This is a genomic window from Longimicrobiales bacterium (assembly GCA_035764935.1).
Lineage (GTDB): Bacteria > Gemmatimonadota > Gemmatimonadetes > Longimicrobiales > RSA9 > DASTYK01.
This window is the reverse complement of the sequence record DASTYK010000024.1, coordinates 1-20572: the sequence shown is the minus strand read 5'-3', so window position 1 is coordinate 20572 and position 20572 is coordinate 1. Positions and strand designations below refer to the sequence as shown.

19 protein-coding genes are annotated in these 20572 nt (G+C 68.5%); 8 read left to right on the top strand and 11 right to left on the bottom strand.

What is annotated here, in order from left to right:
- Positions 1-334 precede the first annotated feature (334 nt).
- From VFU06_01715 to VFU06_01705, 3 genes are read right to left on the bottom strand one after another with little or no spacing between them, the layout of a single operon-like run.
- Positions 335-1540: a nucleotidyltransferase family protein gene (locus VFU06_01715; protein ID HEU5208101.1), complete on the bottom strand. Its 1206-nt coding sequence runs from the start codon at positions 1538-1540 to the stop codon at positions 335-337.
- A gap of 41 nt (positions 1541-1581) precedes the next feature.
- On the bottom strand, positions 1582-2040 hold the full coding sequence (locus VFU06_01710) for a lasso peptide biosynthesis B2 protein (protein ID HEU5208100.1): 459 nt from the start codon (positions 2038-2040) through the stop codon (positions 1582-1584).
- Positions 2040-2312 (bottom strand): PqqD family protein, encoded by a 273-nt coding sequence (locus tag VFU06_01705; GenBank protein ID HEU5208099.1) that lies wholly within the window; start codon positions 2310-2312, stop codon positions 2040-2042. Before VFU06_01705 ends, VFU06_01710 begins: the two co-directional genes overlap by 1 nt.
- A 300-nt stretch (positions 2313-2612) precedes the next feature.
- Between VFU06_01705 and VFU06_01700 the strand changes: the two genes are divergently transcribed.
- Both VFU06_01700 and VFU06_01695 read left to right on the top strand, forming a co-directional pair.
- Positions 2613-3530 (top strand): hypothetical protein, encoded by a 918-nt coding sequence (locus VFU06_01700; GenBank protein ID HEU5208098.1) that lies wholly within the window; start codon positions 2613-2615, stop codon positions 3528-3530.
- Positions 3527-3928 (top strand): lasso peptide biosynthesis B2 protein, encoded by a 402-nt coding sequence (locus tag VFU06_01695; protein ID HEU5208097.1) that lies wholly within the window; start codon positions 3527-3529, stop codon positions 3926-3928. Before VFU06_01700 ends, VFU06_01695 begins: the two co-directional genes overlap by 4 nt.
- Here the strand turns inward: VFU06_01695 and VFU06_01690 are convergent.
- The 3 genes from VFU06_01690 to VFU06_01680 form a co-directional block, all read right to left on the bottom strand.
- Positions 3921-4205 (bottom strand): PqqD family protein, encoded by a 285-nt coding sequence (locus VFU06_01690; GenBank protein HEU5208096.1) that lies wholly within the window; start codon positions 4203-4205, stop codon positions 3921-3923. The two genes, VFU06_01695 and VFU06_01690, sit on opposite strands and share 8 nt — an antisense overlap.
- A gap of 71 nt (positions 4206-4276) precedes the next feature.
- On the bottom strand, positions 4277-5959 hold the full coding sequence (locus VFU06_01685) for an asparagine synthase-related protein (GenBank protein ID HEU5208095.1): 1683 nt from the start codon (positions 5957-5959) through the stop codon (positions 4277-4279).
- Positions 5960-6111: 152 nt separating this feature from the next.
- A complete protein-coding gene (locus VFU06_01680) occupies positions 6112-6318 on the bottom strand; it encodes a hypothetical protein (GenBank protein HEU5208094.1) in 207 nt (68 codons plus the stop codon).
- A gap of 364 nt (positions 6319-6682) precedes the next feature.
- Here VFU06_01680 and VFU06_01675 point away from each other — a divergent pair, with 364 nt between their 5' ends.
- Positions 6683-7924, top strand: a complete 1242-nt coding sequence (locus VFU06_01675; protein HEU5208093.1) for a nucleotidyltransferase family protein — start codon at positions 6683-6685, stop codon at positions 7922-7924.
- Here VFU06_01675 and VFU06_01670 read toward each other — a convergent pair.
- Positions 7921-9747, bottom strand: coding sequence for an ABC transporter ATP-binding protein (locus VFU06_01670; GenBank protein HEU5208092.1), 1827 nt, complete (start codon positions 9745-9747; stop codon positions 7921-7923). The two genes, VFU06_01675 and VFU06_01670, sit on opposite strands and share 4 nt — an antisense overlap.
- 42 nt (positions 9748-9789) lie before the next feature.
- Here VFU06_01670 and VFU06_01665 point away from each other — a divergent pair, with 42 nt between their 5' ends.
- Entirely contained in the window at positions 9790-10116 is a 327-nt protein-coding gene (locus VFU06_01665; GenBank protein HEU5208091.1) for a PqqD family protein, read from the top strand.
- Here the strand turns inward: VFU06_01665 and VFU06_01660 are convergent.
- The 4 genes from VFU06_01660 to VFU06_01645 are packed head-to-tail and all read right to left on the bottom strand — an operon-like array spanning position 10091 to position 15781.
- Positions 10091-11239: an acyl-CoA dehydrogenase family protein gene (locus VFU06_01660; GenBank protein HEU5208090.1), complete on the bottom strand. Its 1149-nt coding sequence runs from the start codon at positions 11237-11239 to the stop codon at positions 10091-10093. The genes VFU06_01665 and VFU06_01660 overlap by 26 nt on opposite strands.
- Complete coding sequence (locus tag VFU06_01655) at positions 11239-12795, bottom strand: amino acid adenylation domain-containing protein (GenBank protein ID HEU5208089.1); 1557 nt, start codon at positions 12793-12795, stop codon at positions 11239-11241. The genes VFU06_01660 and VFU06_01655 overlap by 1 nt, the downstream gene beginning before the upstream one ends.
- Positions 12792-13049 carry an acyl carrier protein gene (locus tag VFU06_01650; protein HEU5208088.1) on the bottom strand — a complete coding sequence of 86 codons (258 nt, stop codon included), beginning with the start codon at positions 13047-13049 and terminating at the stop codon, positions 12792-12794. The genes VFU06_01655 and VFU06_01650 overlap by 4 nt, the downstream gene beginning before the upstream one ends.
- Positions 13050-13075: 26 nt before the next feature.
- On the bottom strand, positions 13076-15781 hold the full coding sequence (locus VFU06_01645) for an SGNH/GDSL hydrolase family protein (protein ID HEU5208087.1): 2706 nt from the start codon (positions 15779-15781) through the stop codon (positions 13076-13078).
- A 517-nt stretch (positions 15782-16298) separates the two neighbouring features.
- Between VFU06_01645 and VFU06_01640 the strand changes: the two genes are divergently transcribed.
- From VFU06_01640 to VFU06_01625, 4 genes are all read left to right on the top strand, one after another.
- Positions 16299-17534 (top strand): aminotransferase class I/II-fold pyridoxal phosphate-dependent enzyme, encoded by a 1236-nt coding sequence (locus tag VFU06_01640; GenBank protein ID HEU5208086.1) that lies wholly within the window; start codon positions 16299-16301, stop codon positions 17532-17534.
- A gap of 23 nt (positions 17535-17557) precedes the next feature.
- On the top strand, positions 17558-19555 hold the full coding sequence (locus tag VFU06_01635) for a nucleoside-diphosphate sugar epimerase/dehydratase (protein HEU5208085.1): 1998 nt from the start codon (positions 17558-17560) through the stop codon (positions 19553-19555).
- Between the two features lie 13 nt (positions 19556-19568).
- Positions 19569-20336, top strand: coding sequence for a tetratricopeptide repeat protein (locus VFU06_01630; protein ID HEU5208084.1), 768 nt, complete (start codon positions 19569-19571; stop codon positions 20334-20336).
- A 6-nt stretch (positions 20337-20342) separates the two neighbouring features.
- The coding region (locus VFU06_01625; GenBank protein HEU5208083.1) for a hypothetical protein at positions 20343-20572 on the top strand (230 nt) is incomplete at its 3' end.

Genomic DNA, 20572 nt, shown 5'->3' with positions numbered 1-20572 from the left:
TACTCTTCCACGTCCACGGTGAAGTGATGATAGAGCTGCGTGCTCCGCTGCGGTGCCGAAGGCGGGGTGTGGATCCGGCTCTCCTGGATCGTCTGCATGTTGGTATCGACCTGGCTGCCGTGGATAGCATCGTCGCTTCCGCGGTGGCGGCAGGTGCAACCGCGGGGCCGGGCGAGGCGCGCTGCTCGGTCAATAGGCTAACTGGTTGCCGGACCGACGGTTCCGGCGGGCGAGACCGCGCGGTTGCGAGAGGAGACGGAGTTTTCTTGTTGCGGCCGGGCAACGGTGACGCGGTCGCAACCGGATGCGACTGTGGCAATTCTGCGACGCTCGCTCAGCGTACCAGCGTGCCGAGGTAGCGTCGCCAGTGCGCAAGGCGGTGGGCATGGCCGCGCAGGCGCGTGAGCAGCGAGTCGTGCGCGGCCATGCCGCGCGTGTCCGACCACACCTCGCCGCGCTCCCACGGGCGCGTGCTGCCATGGCCCGACCAGCGAGGAGCCATTCCGGCCGACCAGAGCATCTGCGTGACGCGCACGGAGGGGCAGTGCACCTGGCTGCCGAAGAAGAGCACGCCGGCGTAGTGGCGCTCGAGCACGCGGAGCACGGCCTCGGGGCGGGGTGGCCGCAGCCGCTCCAGCACGGGGCCCGGCGTGCTCACGCCGGCGAGGGATTGCGCAAGCCGGAACGTCCAGTAGCAGGACGTCGTCGCGCGTGTCTCCTGCGCAATCGCGACCACGCGCTCCCAGTCCACGGACGTGTTCGTTATGAGCTGGTGCAGGTCGTGAAAGGTGCGCCACCCCGCCGATGCCATGCCGTGCGTCCAGGCGAAGTGCGTCGCGAGGTGCAGCACCTGGTGCTCGACAGCGGGCACGAGCACACGCCTGCCGCGCACGCGGATCTCACGTGCCTCCCGGCGGATCATCTCCGAGTCGATCTCGATCGCGCCGTCCGTGAGCGACGTGTGCAGCTCGACGGCGAGGCCGCTGCGCAGCGGATCGTCGAGCGGAGGCAGATGATAGTGCGTCGTATAGAACTCCGCTGGCCGCTCGATCTCGTCGTGCACCCATCCGTTCGCGCGCAGTGCGTTCCATGCGCGCAGCGCATCGTCAGGCCGGACGAGCAGGTCGACGTCGTACATGGGGCGCGCGCCGAAGGAGCCGTAGACCGTGGTGGCGAGGCCGGCGCCCTTCAGCAGAACGGCATCGACGTCCTGGGCTTGCAGCGTGTCGACTGCCTGCAGGAAGAGCTGCTCGAGACGCAGCATGCGCACGTGCGTGAGCCGGAGCAGTGCGGAAAGACGGCTCCGCGGTTCCGCGGGTACGAGATCCGCGGACAACCCTGCGAGCAGTTCGTGCAGCGCGGGTGCGGCCTTTTCGCGGATGGCGAGATCGAACAGCCGGTCCCACGCGAAGTCGGGATGCGTGAGCGTGCGGCGCAGCCCGGCACGATCCGTCGTGGCGCCGATCGCGTACAGCAGCACGCGCGCTTCGGGCGAGACGATGTGACGGATCGATCCGGCCGGCGCGTCCACCGGCTGCATGTCTGATTCGGACAGGGGCACTGCAGTCGCGGCCGACATGTTCACAGCTGGACCAGCCGGTGATCGGTGATACGCGTGAACGACTCGACGTGTGCGCGCGAATCGCCGATCACGAGCCCACCGACTTCGACCCAGGCGTGCGCACTGAACGCGCCGTCCTGCAGCCGCACGCCGATGCGGATGGTGCTGCCCGCGATGCCGCGGCGCCGGAGCATGCGCTGAATGGCGAGGGAGCGAACGAGGCACTGCGGCCGGAACACGCCGTAGCTGGCAGCACGCGTGACCGCCCAGCCGACGGCGCGCAGCGTCTGCAGGCTCGCCACGGGCTGCACGTCCTCGCCGGTCGACGCGTTCTCCCAGTCGAGCAGCCTGCCGACCGGCCGCAGCCACTTCGCGAGCTGGCAGGCGAGCAGGTCGCGCTGCGCTTCCAGCAGCAGGCGCATGTCCTGGAGTGTCAGTCCGCGGAGACGGGCGGGCCAGCTCGACACGGCGGCGCGCACTACGTCTCTGCGGGAATGACGAGGCCCTCTGTCGACAGCCCGTCCAGCAGCTCGACCACGTCCGCGCGCAGCGATTCCGCCGGCACGTCCGGGTACCGGCTGGCCAATCTGTCGCAGGCCTCGTCGATGCGCGTGCACGCCGGCGGCAGCAGCTCCCAGACTTCGACACCCACCGCGTTCAGCTCGAAGTAGATCTCGTTCTCCGTGTGCAGCAGGATCGCGCCGCCTGGAACTGGCTCGAACAGCACGGCAGGGTGGGGTCTGGGCAGCATTGCTCGGTTCTGGTGAACGGAAGGGGCGTCCGGGCAGGCGAATGCGCAAATGCAGGGCCGGGCAGTGGTGTGCGGAAAGGCGCATGGACACGACACTTCGGCGCCGCAGGCCCGCGTGCGTGTGGCGCTGGCGCAACGTTCAGTCGCCCGTGCGCGCGGGCGTGGCTGTTGCGGTATCACGGCTGAACACCACCGGTGATCCACCCACTCGCAGCTCCGCCACACGCAGTCAGTGCTCCGCGCATCCATCGGATGCCGTGGGGACTCGCCTGATCGACGTGTGCGCGGGCGGGAGCCCAGATGAGCCAGGCCGCCGGTTCGGCGTCAGCCGGTTCGGTTCACGGATTCTCCGTTCACTCCCGGGCGCGATTCAACTACCTGCGTTCCGGCGGTGGTGAGCCGCTGCTGGTTCGTGAGAACGGGTCACCGCCGGACCAGGTCGGCAGCTTTCTCGCCCAGCGAACGAGCCGCAATGGCGCGGTGACGCACATCTACGAGAGGAACGGCACGTTCTCGGTCGACGTGGAGGGCATCGGCTGGTTCGTCGTGGACAGCACCGCCGGTTCGATCGAGGTCCCGCCATGGCCGGAGCCGGCATGGCTGGAGGCGGAGATCTGGGGGTTGCCGGCCGCGCTGCTGGTGCTGGCGCGTGGTGGCCTGCTGCTGCACGCATCGGCAGTCGAGGTGGACGGCCGGGTCGTCATCCTCACGGGGCCGAGTCATCACGGCAAGACGACGCTGGCCGGCGCACTGTCGGCTGCGGGCCATCGGCTTCTGTCGGAGGACCTGATCCGCCTCGACGTCGGAACGACGACGCCCCGGGTGTATCCCGGGCCGGCGGTGCTCCGGTTGCGCAGGGACGTCGCCCGGTGGCTCGACGTACCCGGTGCGCGGGAGGTTGCGGCCGATGCGGAGAAGGTGCACCTGGCGCTGGAGCCGGCGCAGCGCGGCACGTGCGATCCGCTGCCGCTCGCCGGCATCGTGCTGCTGCACCGGGGATCGACGCTGGCGATGGAGCGGCTGGAGCCGGTCTCGATGATCCAAGACCTGTGGGCGATCTCGCTCAACCTGCCCACGTCGGAAGGTCGCGCGCGCTGCTTCAACGACATCACGCACATTGCCGAGTCCGTTCCGATCTGGAAGCTGGTGCGGCCGCTCACGCGTGAAAGCCTGCCGGATGTCATGAACCTGGTGATCGAGGCGGGTCGCGCACCGTGAACACCCTGCAGCGCCTGACGCATCGCGGCCGCACGGCGGCGAGGATCCTCCGGGCGTTCGTACTGGTGCGCCGCATGGTGGGCCGCCGCGAACTGCCGGACCTGGTGCACGCGCTCGCGGACGGCGCGCGCCCGCACCGGGCCGCGCAGCACCCGCGCACCCTGGGTCGTGCCGTCGCGGCCGTCCTGCGTATCGGACCGCTGCAGGCGCGCTGCCTGATCACCAGCCTGGTGCTGTACCGGCTGCTGCGGGAGGACGGCTACACGCCGGAGCTCGTGATCGGGATGCCGGAAGTGCCGGATTCACCGATGGCCCATGCGTGGGTGGAAATCCGCGGCATCGACGTCGGTCCGCCTCCGGGCAAGGGGGCGCACCTGGAGCTGCTGCGGTTCAGCTGAGCGGGCGGACCGTGAGCAGGTCGCGCGACGCCAGCTCGTCGACGAACTGCGCGATCTCCGTTTCCAGCTCGGCAGGCGTTTCTTCATAGAGTGAGCTGATGCGGCTCACCACTTCATTGAACGGGGTCTCGTCCTGGACCATGCCCCAGATGGTTGCCCCGAGCTCGTTCAGTCGGAAGTAGGCTGCCGACTTCAGGTGCAGCACGACGGCGCCCTCAGCGCTCAGCTTGCGGAACGCCACGTGGGGTGCGGCCGCGATGGTGATGGGTCTGCTCAAGTGTGCCTTCGCGTGCTTGATGCAATCGTTGACATTGACGGAGCGCTGGATGGTGCGAGGGCACCGACGCGTCACCACTGCGCCAGGAATGCATGCGCAGTCGCCAGATCCTTTGCCGACATGAACTCCGACATCGACATGTTCTGCGCGGTGAGCCGCTCTGCCAGCAACGGGTAATCGATGCCGCGTATGCGGACTTCCGGATCGATGAGCCAGTGCCGCAGCGAGTCGTAGTCGATGCGATCGGTGATGAATGCGTTGAACACGACTTTCCTGCGGGTCAGGATCACGTCGGGCACACGGCCGCGCAGCACGTTGCGGAGCAGGGCCTTGCCGCGCCCGTCCGGGTGCTTGTCCTGTGCGGGCAGGCTGACGAAGAACTCCCAGAGGTCCACGTCCGAGAAGGGGTGACGCGCGCGGATGCCCCAGCGCGCCTGCAGCTTCGCGAACGCTTCCATCGACGGGTGCTGCCCGCTCAGGAAGCCGAGCTGCGCGGTCTTCCACTGGTTGCGTGGCGCGACCGTGATCGCGGCGTCGCGCTCGGCCAGGCGGTTCCTGTCCATCCAGGAAGGAATGATGGCAACGGGCAGGCGACGCCGGCGTCGCGCCATCACCCACCGGGGCAGCAGCGTGGACGCGACCAGTCGCGCATTCGCTTCGCGCGTCGTACCGATGGCTCGGCGGTAGCGCAGATGCTTCATTGCAGGACGCACGCGCCCGCGCGACACCAGGTACGGCACGAGCCCACGATGCAGGTCGGCGACGTTCTCGGCAAAGAAACCCGTCAGCAGCACTTTGTAGCCGAGGGATGCGGCAAGCTGGTAGCTGAACTCGGTGAGTCCCGGGTGCCATGCCGACCACGGCCCATCGAACGTCCGCACCCAGTGCGCGAGACACTTCAGGCTGAGCGGCGGCGGCTCGTACGTGTGCAACTCGAGGCCGAACTCCTTCGCCAGCATCTGGATCAGCGGTGTCTCGTCCACGGACGGGTGCTTCGGATACACACCGGAAATTGCACCGACCGGCCGCTGCCCGTTCTGTCGCTCGCGCGAGCCGGCATAGGCAGCGACGGCCGGCGAGTCGATGCCGCCGCTCAGCAGGATCGCGTCATCGCCCCGAAGCGTTCTGCGGACCGCCTGTGACATCAACTCGTCGAAGCGGTCCCTGATGTCGGCGGGAGAGAGCCGGGCGGTCTCGAACAGGCGTGCCGGGTGCCAGTAGCGGCCAACTCGCAGGTGCGTCGCGTCCCATTCCACGTACGACGCCATCTGGACGCGCCCGACGTTGCGGTACACGGACCGGTCGGGCTCGTAATTCTCACCGTAGAAAATTGCTTCGACGATTTCGAGATCCGGCTGCAGGTGCACGCCCGGCACTGCGGTCAGCTGCTTGGGCTCGCTGACCAGCAGCAGCCGGTCCCCGGCGACGTGGTAGTACAGTGTCTCGGTTCCCAGCTGGTCACGGGCGGCCCACGCACGTCGGCCGTCCGTGACAACTGCCGCGAAGACACCACGCAGCTGATTCAATTCCTGCGGTCCGTTCGACCGGATCAGCTCGAGCACCGCCTCGGCCGGCGAGGCGCCACGCAGCTGCTGCAGGTTGTCGACGGTACCCACGACCCCTGCGGCCCAGCCGTCGCGCTCGCAGATCGACCCCTCATCCGGCCGGCGATCGTCCTCCGCCAGGCCGAGAGCGAAGTCGGCAAGACGCACGACGCTGATTCGCGTTCCCCGTTCCGGAACGGTCTCGAGCATACGCCTCACGGCGTCTCCGCAGGAGGCATCACCCAGGCAGGCAGCTAGCGTCGGCATCGTTGATTCAATGGTGAGACTGAGTGAGTGAAGAAAAGGGGCACCATGACGGTGCCCCCTTCCTCAAGCGACCGGGAGAGCTCCGCGGTCAGGCGTCAGTTGTTGGGACTCGGGTTCCCATCGTCGCCGTCGCAGTGGCCGGGGCCATTGGGGTTGTCGCCGAAGCTGTGCGACAGCTCGCAGTCGTGGTCACCGTTCAGGTTGTTGAATCCCTTGTGACTCTGACTGTTGCCCGGGTCCGGCATGAAGGTGTGTGCCGCGATCGATCCCAGGTCCGCTATCTGGGGGCGTTCATAGCGCATCGCAAATCCTCCCGCGCGCTACGCTGAGCGCGCCCGAGGTGGGGTTGCCTGATGCCGGGATCGGCATCAAGTGGTTGGAGAGCCGACGCGGCTGACCTACCGCGCGGCGTGGGAAAAGCGGCAAGCTTCATGCCCCGTACGGCTTTGTGTGCGCCGCCAGAACGCACTCACGGATCGCGTAAGATTGCGCGACTCTTGAGCGGCAGGAACGCGCCCGTTGCGACCACCTGTCGCGGCGGGCCGGCGTCATCTTCCGCACCTGTTGCGCACCCGCGGCAACGAATCCGGCCCCTTCGGCCGGGTAACGCCCCTGCACCACTGCTGCCGTTCGACGAGTAGAGTGATGGCCAACACCCGCAGCCGAATGCTTGACGAGCCGGCCGCCACAGCGGAGATGCAGCTGCTGTTCGACTGCAGTCGTCCGCAACCCGCACCCGACAGCCTCGAGCGCATCGACGGGCTGCTGTCGCGCGGACTGGACTGGGACCGCGTGGCCACGCTCGCGATCGGGCACCGCATGCTGCCTCTCGTCCTGAACACCCTCGATCACCTGCCGGGACGCGTGCCCGCCGAGGCACTGGCGAGGATGCGACAGTTCGAGCACCAGAACGCGCTCCGGATGCTGCGCATCACGGGCGACGCGCTGACGCTCATTCACGCCGCAGGCGAGCGGGGCATTCCCGTGCTGCCGTACAAGGGCCCATTCCTGAGCTGGCAGCTCTATGGCGTGCCCGCGATGCGGCAGGCGCGCGATCTCGATCTCGTTGTTCGTCGCCGCGACGTTCGCGCGATGCAGCGGCTGCTCATGGAGCGCGGCTACACGGAGCAGATACGACTGCTCAACGGCCAGCGGGAGTTCATGCTGCGCAGCCGTTACAGTGCGGGCTTTGCGAGTCCGACCGGGACCATCCTCGAGCTGCACTGGGCATTCACCAACGGCGACTATGCGTACCCGCTGACGCTCAGCCGGCTCGCGCCGGATCTCGAGTCGATGCGGATCGCCGGGCAGCAGGTATGGTGTATCCCGCTGACGGAGCTCGTCCTGCTGCTCTGCCTGCACGGGACCAAGCACTCCTGGCAGCGACTGGAGCTGCTGTGCAGCATGGCGGAATCCGCACACCGGCTGGCTCCCCCCGAGTGGGATGATCTGCTCGACAAGGCGACGGCGCGCGGAGTCCGACGCATGGTGCTGATCGGGATGCTCCTGGCGCAGGATCTCGTCGGGCTGGACGTCCCGCGCGCGGTGCTCGAGGCAGGCCGACGGGATGGGCAGGCCCGTCGGTTGAGTGCGGAGGTAGCGGCCCGCCTGCGGGCCGGTCACCTGGAGCGAACCTACGTGGGGCTGGAGGACGACCTCTTCCACTACCGCGCCCGCGAGCGGCTGCGCGATCGGCTCCGCTTCCTGGCGTACCGCATCACCACCCCGAGCGACCCGAAGCAGTGGCGGGTGCTGAAGGCAGGCGGGCTGGTGATCCCGCTGCACGCGTTCATCCGCCCGTTCAGGCTGCTGCTCCGGTCGGTGCCGCTGCTGCTGGGGCAGCGGGCAAGGTCCAACGGCCGTGCCCGGGCGGCTGCAGCCACGCTCGGCACCGGCGAGGCGCGCTAGAGCGACGTTTCCAGCGCGACGTCGGGCGTCCCGTACATCGCGGCCTGCGTGCTGAACATGCGCGCGTACGTCCCGCCGCGCTGCATGAGCTGATCATGCGTGCCGCTTTCCACGATCCGTCCCCGCTCCATGCAGTAGATGCGGTCCGCGGAGCGCACGCTCGCGAGGCGGTGGCTGATCACGATTGCTGCGCGGTTGTGCATCAATTGACGCAGTACCTGCATGACCTCCGCTTCCGCCGTCGCATCGAGCGCGCTGGTCGGCTCGTCGACGATCAGCACGCGCGCGTCGCTCATGAACGCTCGGGCGAGCGCTACCTTCTGCCACTCGCCGATGCTGAGCTCCTGTCCATCGGCGAATAGACGGCCGAGCACGTTGTCGTAGCGCCTGGGCAGCTTCTCGATCGCTGCATCGGCGCCGCTCAGCCGGGCAGCACTGCGCACGCGCTCGTCCATGGGCGGATGACGGACGTCGCCGAACCAGATGTTGTCGCGCGCGGTCAGGTGGAAGCGCGCATAGTCCTGGAACACGACGGCGATCGCCTTGCGGTACGCGCGCGGGTCGAACTCCCGGTGGTCGATTCCGCCGAAGCGGATGTGACCGGCATCGGGATCGTACAGGCGACAGAGCAGCTTCACGAGCGTCGTCTTGCCGGAGCCGTTCGGCCCCACCAGCGCGATCATCTCACCGGGATGGACCTCCAGGTCGATGTTCTCGAGCACGGGGCCGGGACTGGACGGGTAGCGGAAGGACACGTTCTCGCACTCCAGGCCGCGGTCCCGCAGCACCGGGATCGACCGGGGCTCGGCCGGCGCACGGATCGCCGGCTCGAGCTCGAGGAACTCGTCGACGTTGGAAAGGAACAGGTTGTCCTCGTACAGTGCGGCCAGGCCGGTGAAGAGCGACTGCAGTGCACTCTGCCCGCGCTGCACCGCACCGAAGTACATCACCAGGTCGCCGACGGTGAGCACGCCGATCAGCGTCTGGTAGCCGATGAATGCGTAGGATCCGAACACGACCAGGGCCGCGCCGGTCTGCGTGGCGGCATCGGCAAGCGTGCGTGCACGCGTGAGACGGATCCGCCCCTGTCGGAGTGCCAGCCGGAGTGCGCGGTAGCGATCGTGCAGCACACTGCCCAGCTCGAAGATCCGGATCTCCTTGGCGTGATCCGCATTGCTCAGCAGCCACCCCAGGTACCCGGCCTGACGCTCGGCGGCGGACTGGTCGCGCTGCCACTGGTGCAGGCGGCGCGAGTGTCGCACGCGCAGAAGGAGTGCCGGCAGCACGGCGATCACGGTAATCGTGGCGAGCAGCGCATGAACGCTGGCGAGCAGGACCAGCAGGCCGACGGCGACTGCGCTGTTCCGCAGCACGCCCGTCAGGTTGGTGACGAGCCGCATCGGGCGGAACGCTGCTTCCTGCTGGGCGCGGTGCAGCGTGTTGTAGTAGCGCGGGTCCTCGTAGTAGGCGAGGTCGACCTCGATGGACTTCTCGTTGAGGCGCTCGCGCATCGTGTCCGTGACCTGCAGCGCCTGCACTTCACCGGTCAGCGCGGCCAGTGCGCCGGCGGCGACGCCGGCAACCGCGATCAGTCCGGCCAGTCCGATCAGCAGGAGAACGCGCTCGAAGCTGACATTGCCGTCCGCGGCACCCGCGGCGACGGCGTCGATGATCAGCTTGAAGATGTACAGCCCGGCCAGGGGCAGGATCGACTGTACGACGATCAGCACCGCGTTGATGGTCGCCGCAGTCGGCGCACTGCGCCACACCAGTACCAGCGCCCGAACGACACGCTGGACATCGGCTCTTCGGGAGCGCCACATTTCGGACATCCGTTACGCCTCGTTTCCTGCTGCGAGCCCTTCATGGTCGATACGCTCATGATCACGCCGCACACCATCGCGCGCAGGGCAGATCGCGTGGTCTGGCACCCGCTGAGCGGGGAGCGCGGGGCGGTGCTGCTGCACCTGGACACGGGCGCGTATCACGACCTGAGCGGTGTCGGTGCACTGATCTGGGACCTGCTCGCGGAGCCGGTCACGATCGGCAGGCTGCAGGAGCGGATCCAGGCCGCATTCGACGCGCCGCCCGCCGACCTCGCCGCCGACGTCCAGCAGTTCCTGCTGCAGCTCCAGGAGCGCGAGCTGGTCGTGCTGGACGACCCCGCTACAGACCCATCCAGCCCGCCATGATGTTGCGCTGGATCTCCGACGTCCCCGAGTAGAGCGTGCTGCCCACCGCGTCGCGCAGCACCCGCTCGACGTGGTACTCCGTCATGAAGCCGTAGCCACCCATCGTCTGCACTGCATCCAGTGCACTCTTCACGAGCGATTCGCTCACGAACAGCTTCACCAGCGATGCGTCGAGCGCGATGTCGCGTGCGTGGTCGAGCCGCGACGCGGCACGGTAGACCAGCAGCCGGCTCGCCTCCAGGCGCACCTTCATGTCCACCAGCCGGTGCGCCACAGCCTGGTGCTTGCCGATCGGTCGGCCGAACGCAGTGCGCGTGCGTGCGTACGACGTCGCCTGCTCGAGCAGCCGCTGCATCGTGCCGACGTGCACCGCGGCGATGCAGATGCGCTCCCACTCCATGGACTCGGTGAACAGTGCAGTGCCGCCGCCCACTCCGCCCAGCACCGCGTCATCGGGCACGCAGACGTCCTCGAGCACCAGCTCGCTGATCGGTGACGTGCGCAGCCCCATCTTCTCGAACTTCTGGCCGACACTGAAGCCGTCGCTGGCGGTCGGCACGACGAACGCCGTGACCCCGCCGTGATAGCCCCTGGTCGCATCGGTGAGCGCGTACACCAGCGCGACGTCGGCGACCGGGCCGTTGGAGCCGAACGTCTTTCTCCCCGTCAGCCTGTACCCCGCGCCATTGCGACGCGCCTGCGTGTGCATCGCGAACGCGTCGGAGCCGGAGCCGGGCTCGGTCATGCCGTTGACCGCGATCATGCGACCGCTGCACAGGGCGGGCAGCAGTGCCTGCTTCTGTTCCTCCGTGCCGTGCTTCCACACGGGCACGACGCAGGCCAGGAGGTGGGCGCAGATGGCGAAGGTGAGGCCGCCGTCCTCGCAGCCGTAGCCGAGTGCCTCCAGGGCGAGCGCAGTGCCGAGCGGGTCGAGGCCTGCGCCGCCGTACTCCTCCGGCACCGGCAGCCCCTGCAGCCCCATCTCGCCGCACTTCAGCCACAGGTCGCGCGGAAACACGCCGCTCCGGTCGCGCTCGATCACGCCGGGGCTCAGCTCGTTGCGCGCGAAGCGGATGATCTCGTCGCGGAGCAGCCGGTGCTCATCGGAGATCGTGAAATCCATCAGGCGAGTCCCAGCAGCGTCTGGTAGTCGACCTTGTCCGTCGACGTCTTGGGCAGGCTCGCGTGGATCGAGAACTGGTCGGGCACCATGTAAAGCGGAAGGTGACCGGCACAGAAGCGCTTCAGCTCGATCGTGGACGGCGCGGCGTCGGGCTCACGGCCGGTGATGTACGCGCGGATCAGGACGCCGCCGTCCGCGTCCCTGACCGCCACGGCGGCCGCTTCCGCGACCGCGGGGTGGCGGTACAGTGCGGCCTCGATCTCGCCCAGCTCCACGCGGTAGCCGCGTCGCTTGACCATGCGGTCGCGCCGCCCGAGGAAGATGAAGATGCCGTCGGCCTGCTCGCGCACGATGTCGCCCGTGCGGTACCAGCGCTCGCCCGCGCTGTCGACGTGAAAGCCCTGCGCCGTCCGCTCCGGCAGGTTCCAGTACGCCTGCATGACCGTGCCGCCGGCGATGCACAGCTCGCCTTCGTTCCCCTTCGGCACATCGTGGCCGTGCTCGTCGACGACGCGTGCCCGGTCGTTCTCGCACACGACACCGATCGGGCACGGCTCCGTCTGCCCGGCCGGCAGCGGGTTGGGCACTGCGTAGTACGTGCAGACGTTGGTCTCGGTCGGGCCGTACAGGTTGTAGTACTCCGGTGCCGTCCAGAGCGCCTGCAGCGCGCGCAGGTGTTTGACCGGGAACACCTCGCCGGCGAACAGCACCAGGCGCAGAGCGCTGTAGTCGTGCTCCTGCATGCGGCCGTACTCGGCGAGCAGCCGGAGAATGGTCGGTGTCGAGTACCAGACGGTGATGCGCCGCTGCGCGATCACGGGTGCGAGCACCTGCGGCTGCTTGCCCAGCTCCTCGCCGATCAGGACCAGCGTGCCGCCGTGCTCGAGCGGGACGTAGATGTCGAGAATCGAGAGGTCGAAGTGAAACGGCGCGTGCGAGGAGAAGCGGTCGTGATGCGTGGGCTGCAGCACCTGCGAGCACCAGTCGACGAAGCTGAGCGCGCTCGCATGCGTGTGCACGACGCCCTTGGGCCGGCCGGTGGAGCCCGACGTGTACAGGATGTAGGCCAGCTCGCCGTCGTATTCCGGTGCTGTGCCGGCCTGTGCTCCGCTACCGTAGTCGACGACGACCAGGTCGCCACCGTACGCGTGTGTGCCGTGCAGCTCCGTGACCACGGGGAGTGTGCGTCCGACGGCTGCCTCGAGTGCGGCGACGATCGGGCGCGAAACGATGACCGCGCGCACGGCGCAGTCGGAGAACACGTAGGCGTTGCGCTCGACCGGCGCAGACGCGTCGACCGGAACGTAGGCGGCCCCGCATTCCAGGATGCCGAAGATGGAGGCGACGCTGCCGATCGACTTGGGCGTGCAGAGCCCGACGCGGTCGCCGCGGCTGACGCCGAGCCTGGTCAGCGCGTCGCGCACCTCGGCGACCAGTGCACTGAGCTCTGCGTAGGTCGCGGACGCGTCATGCGCCGGGTCCTCGACGGCCGGCGCCTGCGGCGACACGCTGGCCGACCGCTGCAGCAGGCCGTGCAGCGTGCGTGTGGCGGTCATGCGTGCTCGGCGCGCTTGGCGCGCACGGTATCGGTGATCGCGCGGATCGAGTCAAGGTGGTCAGGACTCATCTCGTGCGGCTGGAAGCGCACGCCGAACTGCTCCTCCAGGAACACGACGAGCCGGACCGTCGCGATGGAATCGAGGATCCCGCCCGTGATGAGCGGCGTCGATTCGTCGAGCGCGTCGGGGCGCTCGCCCGGCAGGAACTCGGTCAGGATGTAATCCTTGACGGTGGCGTTCATCGCTTCCATTTCGCCCAATCCCCTGGTCGACTGGTTCACTGTGCGGCCGCAGTCATTGCGGCGTCGTCGGTGCGCTGCGGCTGCCACGCCTGCGGGTTCTTCACCAGCAGATCGAAAAGCCCCGCTGCGAGCAGCCGGTGGCCGAGCACGTTCGGGTGTGCGTCCCATTCGCCGAGCTGGACCTGGTCCTGGGAGTAGCTGCCGTAGGCGCCGTCCAGCGTCCAGGTGGTGAAGCCGGCGGCCTCGGCCATCTGCATCACTTCGGCGACGCGATCGGCGGGTGCGCCGCCCGCCTGGGCGGTGGTCGGCACGAACGTGGCGATGCAGGGGATGCCCCGGCTGCGGCAGCGCTCCGCCAGCTCGGACAGGCTCCAGCGCGCGACGTCCGGCAGGATCGGCTGCAGCCGCCGCTCGATCTCCCGCTCGCTCATGTCCGCCGTCGCACCGGTACTGGCGATCAGCTCGCGCAATTCCGGGTACGGGTTCGCCACCTGTCGCTGCACGATCACGCGCAGGTGCGAGAGCAGACGACCGCCGGCCTCGTTGGTGTGCAGCGCGAACAGCACGGCATCGGGCTCGAAGTTCCACGCGCGCTGCTCGGCGATCAGGAAGCCGTGCAGCACGGTGTAGCCGGCGGCGGAGAAGTTGAGGATCTCGTAGCCCACACCCGCTTCGCCGAGCTCACGGTTGAGCCGGTCCTCGACGACGTTCTCGTACGTCTCGTCGTCGCGGACACCGGCGCCCGCTTCGTACGAGGAACCGAGAAACGCGATGCGCACGACGCCGGGCGGCTTCTGCAGTGTGTAGGCGCGGTCGCGCATGCCGAACTCGTTGATGTTCAGCTCGGCCAGCTTGACGACATCGGAGTAGAGCGGCCGGTTCTCGTAGTCGAGCAGGTCGTTGCGCGGCACGGTCACCTGGCTCACGCGACCGGCGCCGCCCCAGTCATCGGGCCGTTCCGCAAGTGCCTGCACGGTGGCGAGTGCATTGGTATAGCGATCTGCGTCCAGCAGCCCCTCGTAGTAGCCGCGGTCCATCATCTCCTCGTCGCGTGCGCTCAGCCCGTCGTCCTGCAGGGAGGCGACGAGTCCCGCCGCGGGGGGTGCGAGCCACGCGCGCGTCTGGGGCAGCCCGACCAGGATGAGCGCGGCGGCAGCAGCCGAGGCGAGCACCGGCGACCAGCGTGGCGGGCGTGGTCCTTCCGGGGCCGGTCGCCGCAGGCGCTCACCGGCGAGCTGCAGCGCGGCGCCGATCGCGATCAGCGCCGCGAGCGCGACGGCGAGCAGCGCGAATGCCGCGGGCCCGCTGTTGCCGGCGGCGGCGACGAGCGTCACCCACTCCTCCACGGTCGAGCTGCTCCAGAGCGACCACAGCACGGTGATCGCCACGAACATTCCCACCGTCCTGGCCGACAGTGACAGCGCGCTGCGAACGGTCACCTCCGGTCGCGTCAGCGTGCGCGCCCGGCCGCGCCGCGCTTCACGCACGGAGTTGATCACGACCAGCCCGCCGAGAATGCCCCAGAACAGCGCGTCGGTTGCACGCAGCGGGAAGCTGCCGCGCATCCAGAACCACTGGTAGGAGTGCAGCAGCCAGGTGCCCGCGAACACGACGACCGTCGCGATCACCATGGCGGGAATGACCCCGAGCGCGCGCGCACGCATCAGCGACGGATAGTAGAAGAGCTTCATCATGAAGTCCTTCCAGTAGATGTTGATCCGTCGCCAGTAGTCGTTGAAGCTGGATGCGAGGAAGTACAGCCGGTGCGTTTCCGGCAGGTTGTGCCCGAACAGGCACAGGATGCCGACGATCAGGTGAAACTGCCCCGAGATGCGCAGGTAGAGCAGGTACGTAGTCAGCATGGCCTGCACGACGCCGCCCAGGCTCTGCACGTCGGCGGGCGCCGGCACCAGGTACAGGTACACGATCCGGTACAGCAGCAGGTGCGCGACGCCGCGGAAGATCCACTGCACGCCCTTCTCGTAGATGTCCAGCGCCGGGCGGTCGTAGTACGTGCGTCGGTACGTGCTGTAGTCGACCACCGGGAACAGCGGGAAGCAGAAGTTCGGCAGCATGAAGAAGTAGCCGATCCGCTCGGCCATGGTCGCCGGCTTCTTCTCGTGGCGCAGGTCGTACATGTACACGACCAGGCGGAACATGAACATCGACCCGAGGATCGGCAGCACGAGCGTGGGCAGGCGCGGCATGCGGCCGAACGGGATCGGGATCCATTCGGCGCGGACGCCGGCGAGGACGGCACCGGCCAGGAGCAGCAGGGCGACGCGCGCGCCAAACCGGATCGGCAGGTGACAGACTGCCAGCAGGCCCAGCCCGAGCCCGATCAGACCGGTGCCGTACTCCACGCCGAACAGGAGCCACGCCGCCCCAAGCGAGAGCAGCACGAGGAATGTCCGGCGCCACGCCAGGGGCAGCACCGCATTGACGAGGAAGCCGGCGAACACGAGCGGAAGGATCCGGGTCAGGCCGAACGACTGCTCCACCTGGAACACGTGGATCACGGTCAGCACGAGCCCGAGCTGGAGTGCGGTGCTGCCGAAGCGCTCCACGTCCGCGGAGCGGACGGTCGACAGAGTCCTGAGGTGGGCCTGCGCCGCGCCGAAAGTGCGCGTCAGGGCCGCACGTGATGGGCGCGGCGGCGCGGTCACGGTCGAGCCGACGTCGTGCATGACGCCTCGGTACCGGTAGGTGATGTTGGGGAGTGCACGGGCGCGTGCCTGCACATGCGCCTGCACTGTCTCGATGGACTCCCCGGGGGCATGTTCCGGACCCGTCGCGCCTGCTGTTTGCTCCCGTGCTGCTGCGTCGTCCATGCGCGCCCATTCTGTGGGCTCCGCTCACCACCTGTGGGCGCGAGTCATCAGGTACAGCTGCCGTGCGCGCGTCGCGTCAGGCGCGCGTGCATATATGCATGCGGCGTCGCGCAGACGGACGGTCGCGCGCACGCGTGCACGTCACCCGCCGCGTTCTCCGCCCGGTGGTGCCCGGTCGATCGACTTCGAGTGCAGTGTGCGCACGTGCGTGCGGCTGTGGTGTGCCGTGTAGAGGCGTCTCGACAGCAGTAGGTCCGGTTCCACATCGGGTCGCACAAAAGAGGATGGACCTGACGCAGAAAACGGCAGGAAGACGTGAAATTCGTCCGATGCGGTCCATCCCACCGCTGCGCACACGCATTGCGAACCCAACGGCTGAACCTCGACGCAATGCGTCGCGAAGGCCCGCCATCAGCAGAGCGGCACCGTGCCAGTAGCGAGCTCACTCGAGATCCCAGCCAGTGCGCACCTGCGCGCTACACCGGTCGTCACGGAACCGACGCCGACACGCATCGAGCTGTCGTCGCCACACATGGGCGGGCTCGAGGAGTTCCTGGTGGCGGATGCGTTCGCGAGCAACTGGATCGCGCCGCTCGGCCCGCACGTGGATGCATTCGAGCGTGAGTTTGCCGCGTGTGTCGGCGTGCGCAACGCGGTGGCGCTGGCGAGCGGGACCGCGGCGCTGCACCTCGCCCTGAAGCTGGCCGGGGTGCGTGCGGGCGACGACGTCTTCGTGAGCACGCTCACGTTCTCGGCGAGCGCGAACCCGATCTGCTACCTGGGTGCGGCGCCCGTGTTCATCGACAGTGACCGGTCGACCTGGAACATGGATCCCGGCCTGCTGCTCGATGCGCTGGCCCGGCGTGCGCGCGTGAACCGGCTGCCGCGCGCTGTGGTCGTGGTGCACCTGTACGGGCAGAGTGCGGACCTCGATCCGATCATGGAGGCGTGCACCTTCCACGGCGTGCCGGTCGTCGAGGATGCCGCTGAAAGCCTGGGCGCTCTCTACAAGGGGAAGAACCCGGGCACATTCGGACAGTCGGGCATCTTCTCGTTCAACGGCAACAAGATCATCACCACGTCGGGCGGTGGTGTGCTGGTGACCGACGATGATGCGCTGGCGCTGCACGCACGCAAGCTGGCGACGCAGGCGCGCGAGCCGGCGCCGCACTACGAGCACGCCGAGATCGGCTACAACTACCGGCTCAGCAACGTCCTCGCCGCGATCGGCCGCGCACAGCTGCACCTGCTCGAGGACCGGGTCGCCGCTCGCCGGGCGAACTTTGCCTTCTACGTCGAGGCGCTGGGGCACCTGCCGGGGGTCGCGTTCATGCCGGAAGCGCCGTGGGGTCGTCACACGCGGTGGCTGACGTGTCTGACCGTCGATCCGTGCGTGCTGGGGGTGAGCCGCGAGGACCTGCGGCTCGCGCTGGCCGCGCAGAACATCGATGCGCGGCCGGTCTGGAAGCCGATGCACCTGCAGCCGGTGTTCCGGTCGTGCGAGACGATCGGCGGCCGGGTCGCCGAAGACCTGTTCGCGGCGGGTCTGTGCCTGCCGTCCGGATCCAACCTGTCGCGTGGGGACCTCGAGCGCGTTGCCGGTGTCATCCTGAACACCGTCGAAACGGCGCGCGCACAGCCAGCAATGAGCGCTGCCGGGTGAGCGCTGAGAACAGGGTGCAGGAGATGCGTTTCAACATGCGCCGCGTGCGCAAGCCACTGCTGTTCGCCGCCCACGTCCTGCTGATCCCCCTGGCGTACTTTGCCGGCTTTGCACTCCGCTTCGACATCCCGGTGCCGTCCCGCTGGATGGACCTGTTCTGGGCGACCGCGCCGGTCCTGCTGGCGCTGCGGCTGGCGGCGTTCTCGTACTTCCGCCTGTACGAGGGGTCCTGGCGGCATGCCGGGATGCAGGACCTGATGGACCTGCTCAAGGCCGTGTCGGTCAGCTCCATGGGCCTGCTCGTCGTGCTCTTCATGGTGGGCGAGTTCCGGGAGCTGCCGCGCTCGCTGCTCGTGCTGGACTGGCTGATCGCGATGGGCATGTTCGGTGGGGTGCGCTTCGCGGTTCGGAGCGCGCGGGAGCAGCGGATGTGGCGGCGGCGCGCCGAGCGCGGGCGCCGTGCCCTGATCATCGGCGCGGGTGACGCAGCGGAAGCGCTGCTCCGCCAGTTCCGGCGCTACGACAGCAACCAGATCCAGCCCATCCTCCTGGTCGACGACGATCCCGCGAAGCTCGGCATGCAGCTGCACGGTGTGCGCGTCGAAGGCACGACCGACGACCTGCCGCGCCTGTGCGAAGCGCATCACATCGAGCTGCTGGTCATTGCGCTGCCGTCCGCGGACCGCCGGCAGATGCAGCGCATCGTGGAGCGCTGTGCCGAAACGGAGATCGAGTTCAAGGTCGTGCCGTCGCTGGAGGAGCTGGTGGACGGCCGGGCGCGCCTGAGCCAGCTCCGCTCCGTCGACATCGAGGACCTGCTCGGTCGCTCGACGGTGCGTCTGTCACTGGACGCCGTCGAGTCCAACCTGGCGGATCGCGTGGTCATGATCACGGGCGGTGCGGGCTCGATCGGCTCGGAGCTGCTGCGGCAGATCGCGCGCTTCCAGCCGCGCCGGCTGCTGCTCGTCGACAAGGCGGAAAGCCCGCTGTACTTCGCGCACCTCGAGATCTGCCGCGCGTACCCCGGGCTGGAGGTCGTGCCGGTGATCGCGGACGTCACCGACACCGCGCGCATGGAGCAGCTGTTCGCGCTGCACGAGCCCACGCACCTCTTCCATGCCGCCGCCTACAAGCACGTGCCGCTGATGGAGGAGAACGCGGTCGAGGCGGTGCGCAACAACGTGTTCGGCACGCTGCGCCTCGCGGAGTGCGCGGCGCGCTACGGCGTGCAGAAGTTCGTGCTGATCTCGACGGACAAGGCCGTGCGTCCGTCCAGCGTGATGGGGGCGAGCAAGCGGATCGCGGAGCGCATCGTGCTGGGCTGGCCGACACTGCGTGCGTCGGGCACTGATTTCCGCGCGGTGCGCTTCGGCAACGTGCTCGGCTCCGACGGCAGCGTGGTCCCGCTGTTCAAGCGCCAGCTCGCTGCCGGTCAGCCGCTCACGGTCACGCATCCCGACGTGACCCGCTACTTCATGACAATCCCCGAGGCCGTGCAGCTCGTGCTGCAGGCGTCCGTGATGCCCGAGGCGGCCGGTCGCATCTCCATGCTCGAGATGGGGGAGCCGGTCCGCATCGTTTCTCTGGCCGAGAACCTCATCCGCCTGTCGGGACTGGAGCCGTACCGCGACGTGCCGATCGTGTTCACCGGCCTCAGGCCGGGCGAGAAGCTGCACGAGGAGCTGATGTCGCAGGTCGAGCAGACGGTCGCGACGGGGATCGAAAAGATCCGCATCGTGCAGACGGACGAAACGGATCGGACCGAGCTAGAGCGTGGACTCGACTGTCTCGCGGCTGCCCTCACCCTGGCAACGCGCGAGGATCTGCTGAACGCGATCCGGCACCTCGTGCCGGAATGCGAGCCTCCGCTCCGGAAGTCGGAGTGGGTCGCACCGCGTGTCACCACAGTCCCGGCCGCCAGGCCGGTCAGTCCCGTACCCGCGGTGCTGGTGCCACCGCTGAGTGGCAGGGCGCCGACGCGTTCACCAGCCACGGTGACAGCCAGCTCACAAGTCGCCTGATCGGATGTGAGGAATGCCAGGATCGAGGACGCAGCAGTTGATCATGCGCGGCCGTGCCGCACTCGCCGCCGGCGCATTTGCCCGCGCCCTCGATGATTTCGATGGTGCGGCAGAGCGTGCGCCGGGCTATGCCGACGTGCACAACCTGCGCGGCTGCTGCCTGGCCGGGCTGCGCCGCCTGGAGGAAGCGATCGAGGCGTTCGACCGGGCGATCGAGATCAACGAGGACTACGTGGAGGCGCACGACAACCGCGCGCGGACGCTGCGCAGTGCGGGGCGCAGCGCGGAAGCCGAGGCGGCGGCCCGGCGTGGCGCACAGGCCGCACAGGCGCAGCAACAGGGCGGGCGGTACCCGGCACGGCTGGCCGCCCGCCTCGCCAACATGCATGCCGAGCTCGGCGACCTCTACTCGGACCATGGCCACCACGTCGAGGCAGCCGAGCAGTACCGGCGAGCGACGGCAATCCGGCCTTCCTTCATCGACATCCGCAACCGCCTTGCACGCACCCTGATCGAGCTGGGCCTCCTGGAAGCGGCCATGCGGGAGCTGCAGTCGGTGCTCGCGCAGAACCCGACGTACACCGCGGCGCGCGCCAACCTGGGGCTCGCACTCTGCCGTGCGGGACTGGTCGAGGATGCACGCGCACAGTGGCAGCACTGCGTGCTGCAGCAGCGGGAGGAGGACGAAGCGCTGGACGCGCAACTCGTCGGGCTCTACCGCGAGTTGTCGGCATCCCTCCAGGAGCAGGGAATGATCGATCAACAGACCGCAGCGGGTTGAATGCACATGCCTGAGCGCCATTACGCCTTCGGCGGCATCCTCGAGTCGAGCCTGGCCTTTCCGGAGCTGGCCGGAGTGGTCGGGGTGCAGTCGGCGGACTGGCATGTAACGCGCGCGACCGAGCCGCCGGTGTGGGATGGGCTGCACGTCTGCGCGGAGGATGACAGCCATCCCGAGCTGCCCCTCCGCCTGTACGCAGGACCCGACCGGGTGCGGCTCACGTACGGCGCGCTCGG

Excerpts from the sequence above, each read along its gene's own strand:
- VFU06_01715 (HEU5208101.1), bottom strand. The coding sequence starts at position 1,540 with ATGCAGCCGGTGGACGCGCCGGCCGGATCGATCCGTCACATCGTCTCG.
- VFU06_01630 (HEU5208084.1), top strand. The coding sequence starts at position 19,569 with ATGCCAGGATCGAGGACGCAGCAGTTGATCATGCGCGGCCGTGCCGCA.
- VFU06_01660 (HEU5208090.1), bottom strand. The coding sequence starts at position 11,239 with ATGGATTTCACGATCTCCGATGAGCACCGGCTGCTCCGCGACGAGATC.
- VFU06_01685 (HEU5208095.1), bottom strand. The coding sequence starts at position 5,959 with ATGCTCGAGACCGTTCCGGAACGGGGAACGCGAATCAGCGTCGTGCGT.
- VFU06_01655 (HEU5208089.1), bottom strand. The coding sequence starts at position 12,795 with ATGACCGCCACACGCACGCTGCACGGCCTGCTGCAGCGGTCGGCCAGC.
- VFU06_01650 (HEU5208088.1), bottom strand. The coding sequence starts at position 13,049 with ATGGAAGCGATGAACGCCACCGTCAAGGATTACATCCTGACCGAGTTC.
- VFU06_01705 (HEU5208099.1), bottom strand. The coding sequence starts at position 2,312 with ATGCTGCCCAGACCCCACCCTGCCGTGCTGTTCGAGCCAGTTCCAGGC.
- VFU06_01680 (HEU5208094.1), bottom strand. The coding sequence starts at position 6,318 with ATGCGCTATGAACGCCCCCAGATAGCGGACCTGGGATCGATCGCGGCA.
- VFU06_01665 (HEU5208091.1), top strand. The coding sequence starts at position 9,790 with ATGGTCGATACGCTCATGATCACGCCGCACACCATCGCGCGCAGGGCA.
- VFU06_01670 (HEU5208092.1), bottom strand. The coding sequence starts at position 9,747 with ATGTGGCGCTCCCGAAGAGCCGATGTCCAGCGTGTCGTTCGGGCGCTG.
- VFU06_01635 (HEU5208085.1), top strand. The coding sequence starts at position 17,558 with ATGCGTTTCAACATGCGCCGCGTGCGCAAGCCACTGCTGTTCGCCGCC.
- VFU06_01700 (HEU5208098.1), top strand. The coding sequence starts at position 2,613 with ATGAGCCAGGCCGCCGGTTCGGCGTCAGCCGGTTCGGTTCACGGATTC.
- VFU06_01675 (HEU5208093.1), top strand. The coding sequence starts at position 6,683 with ATGCTTGACGAGCCGGCCGCCACAGCGGAGATGCAGCTGCTGTTCGAC.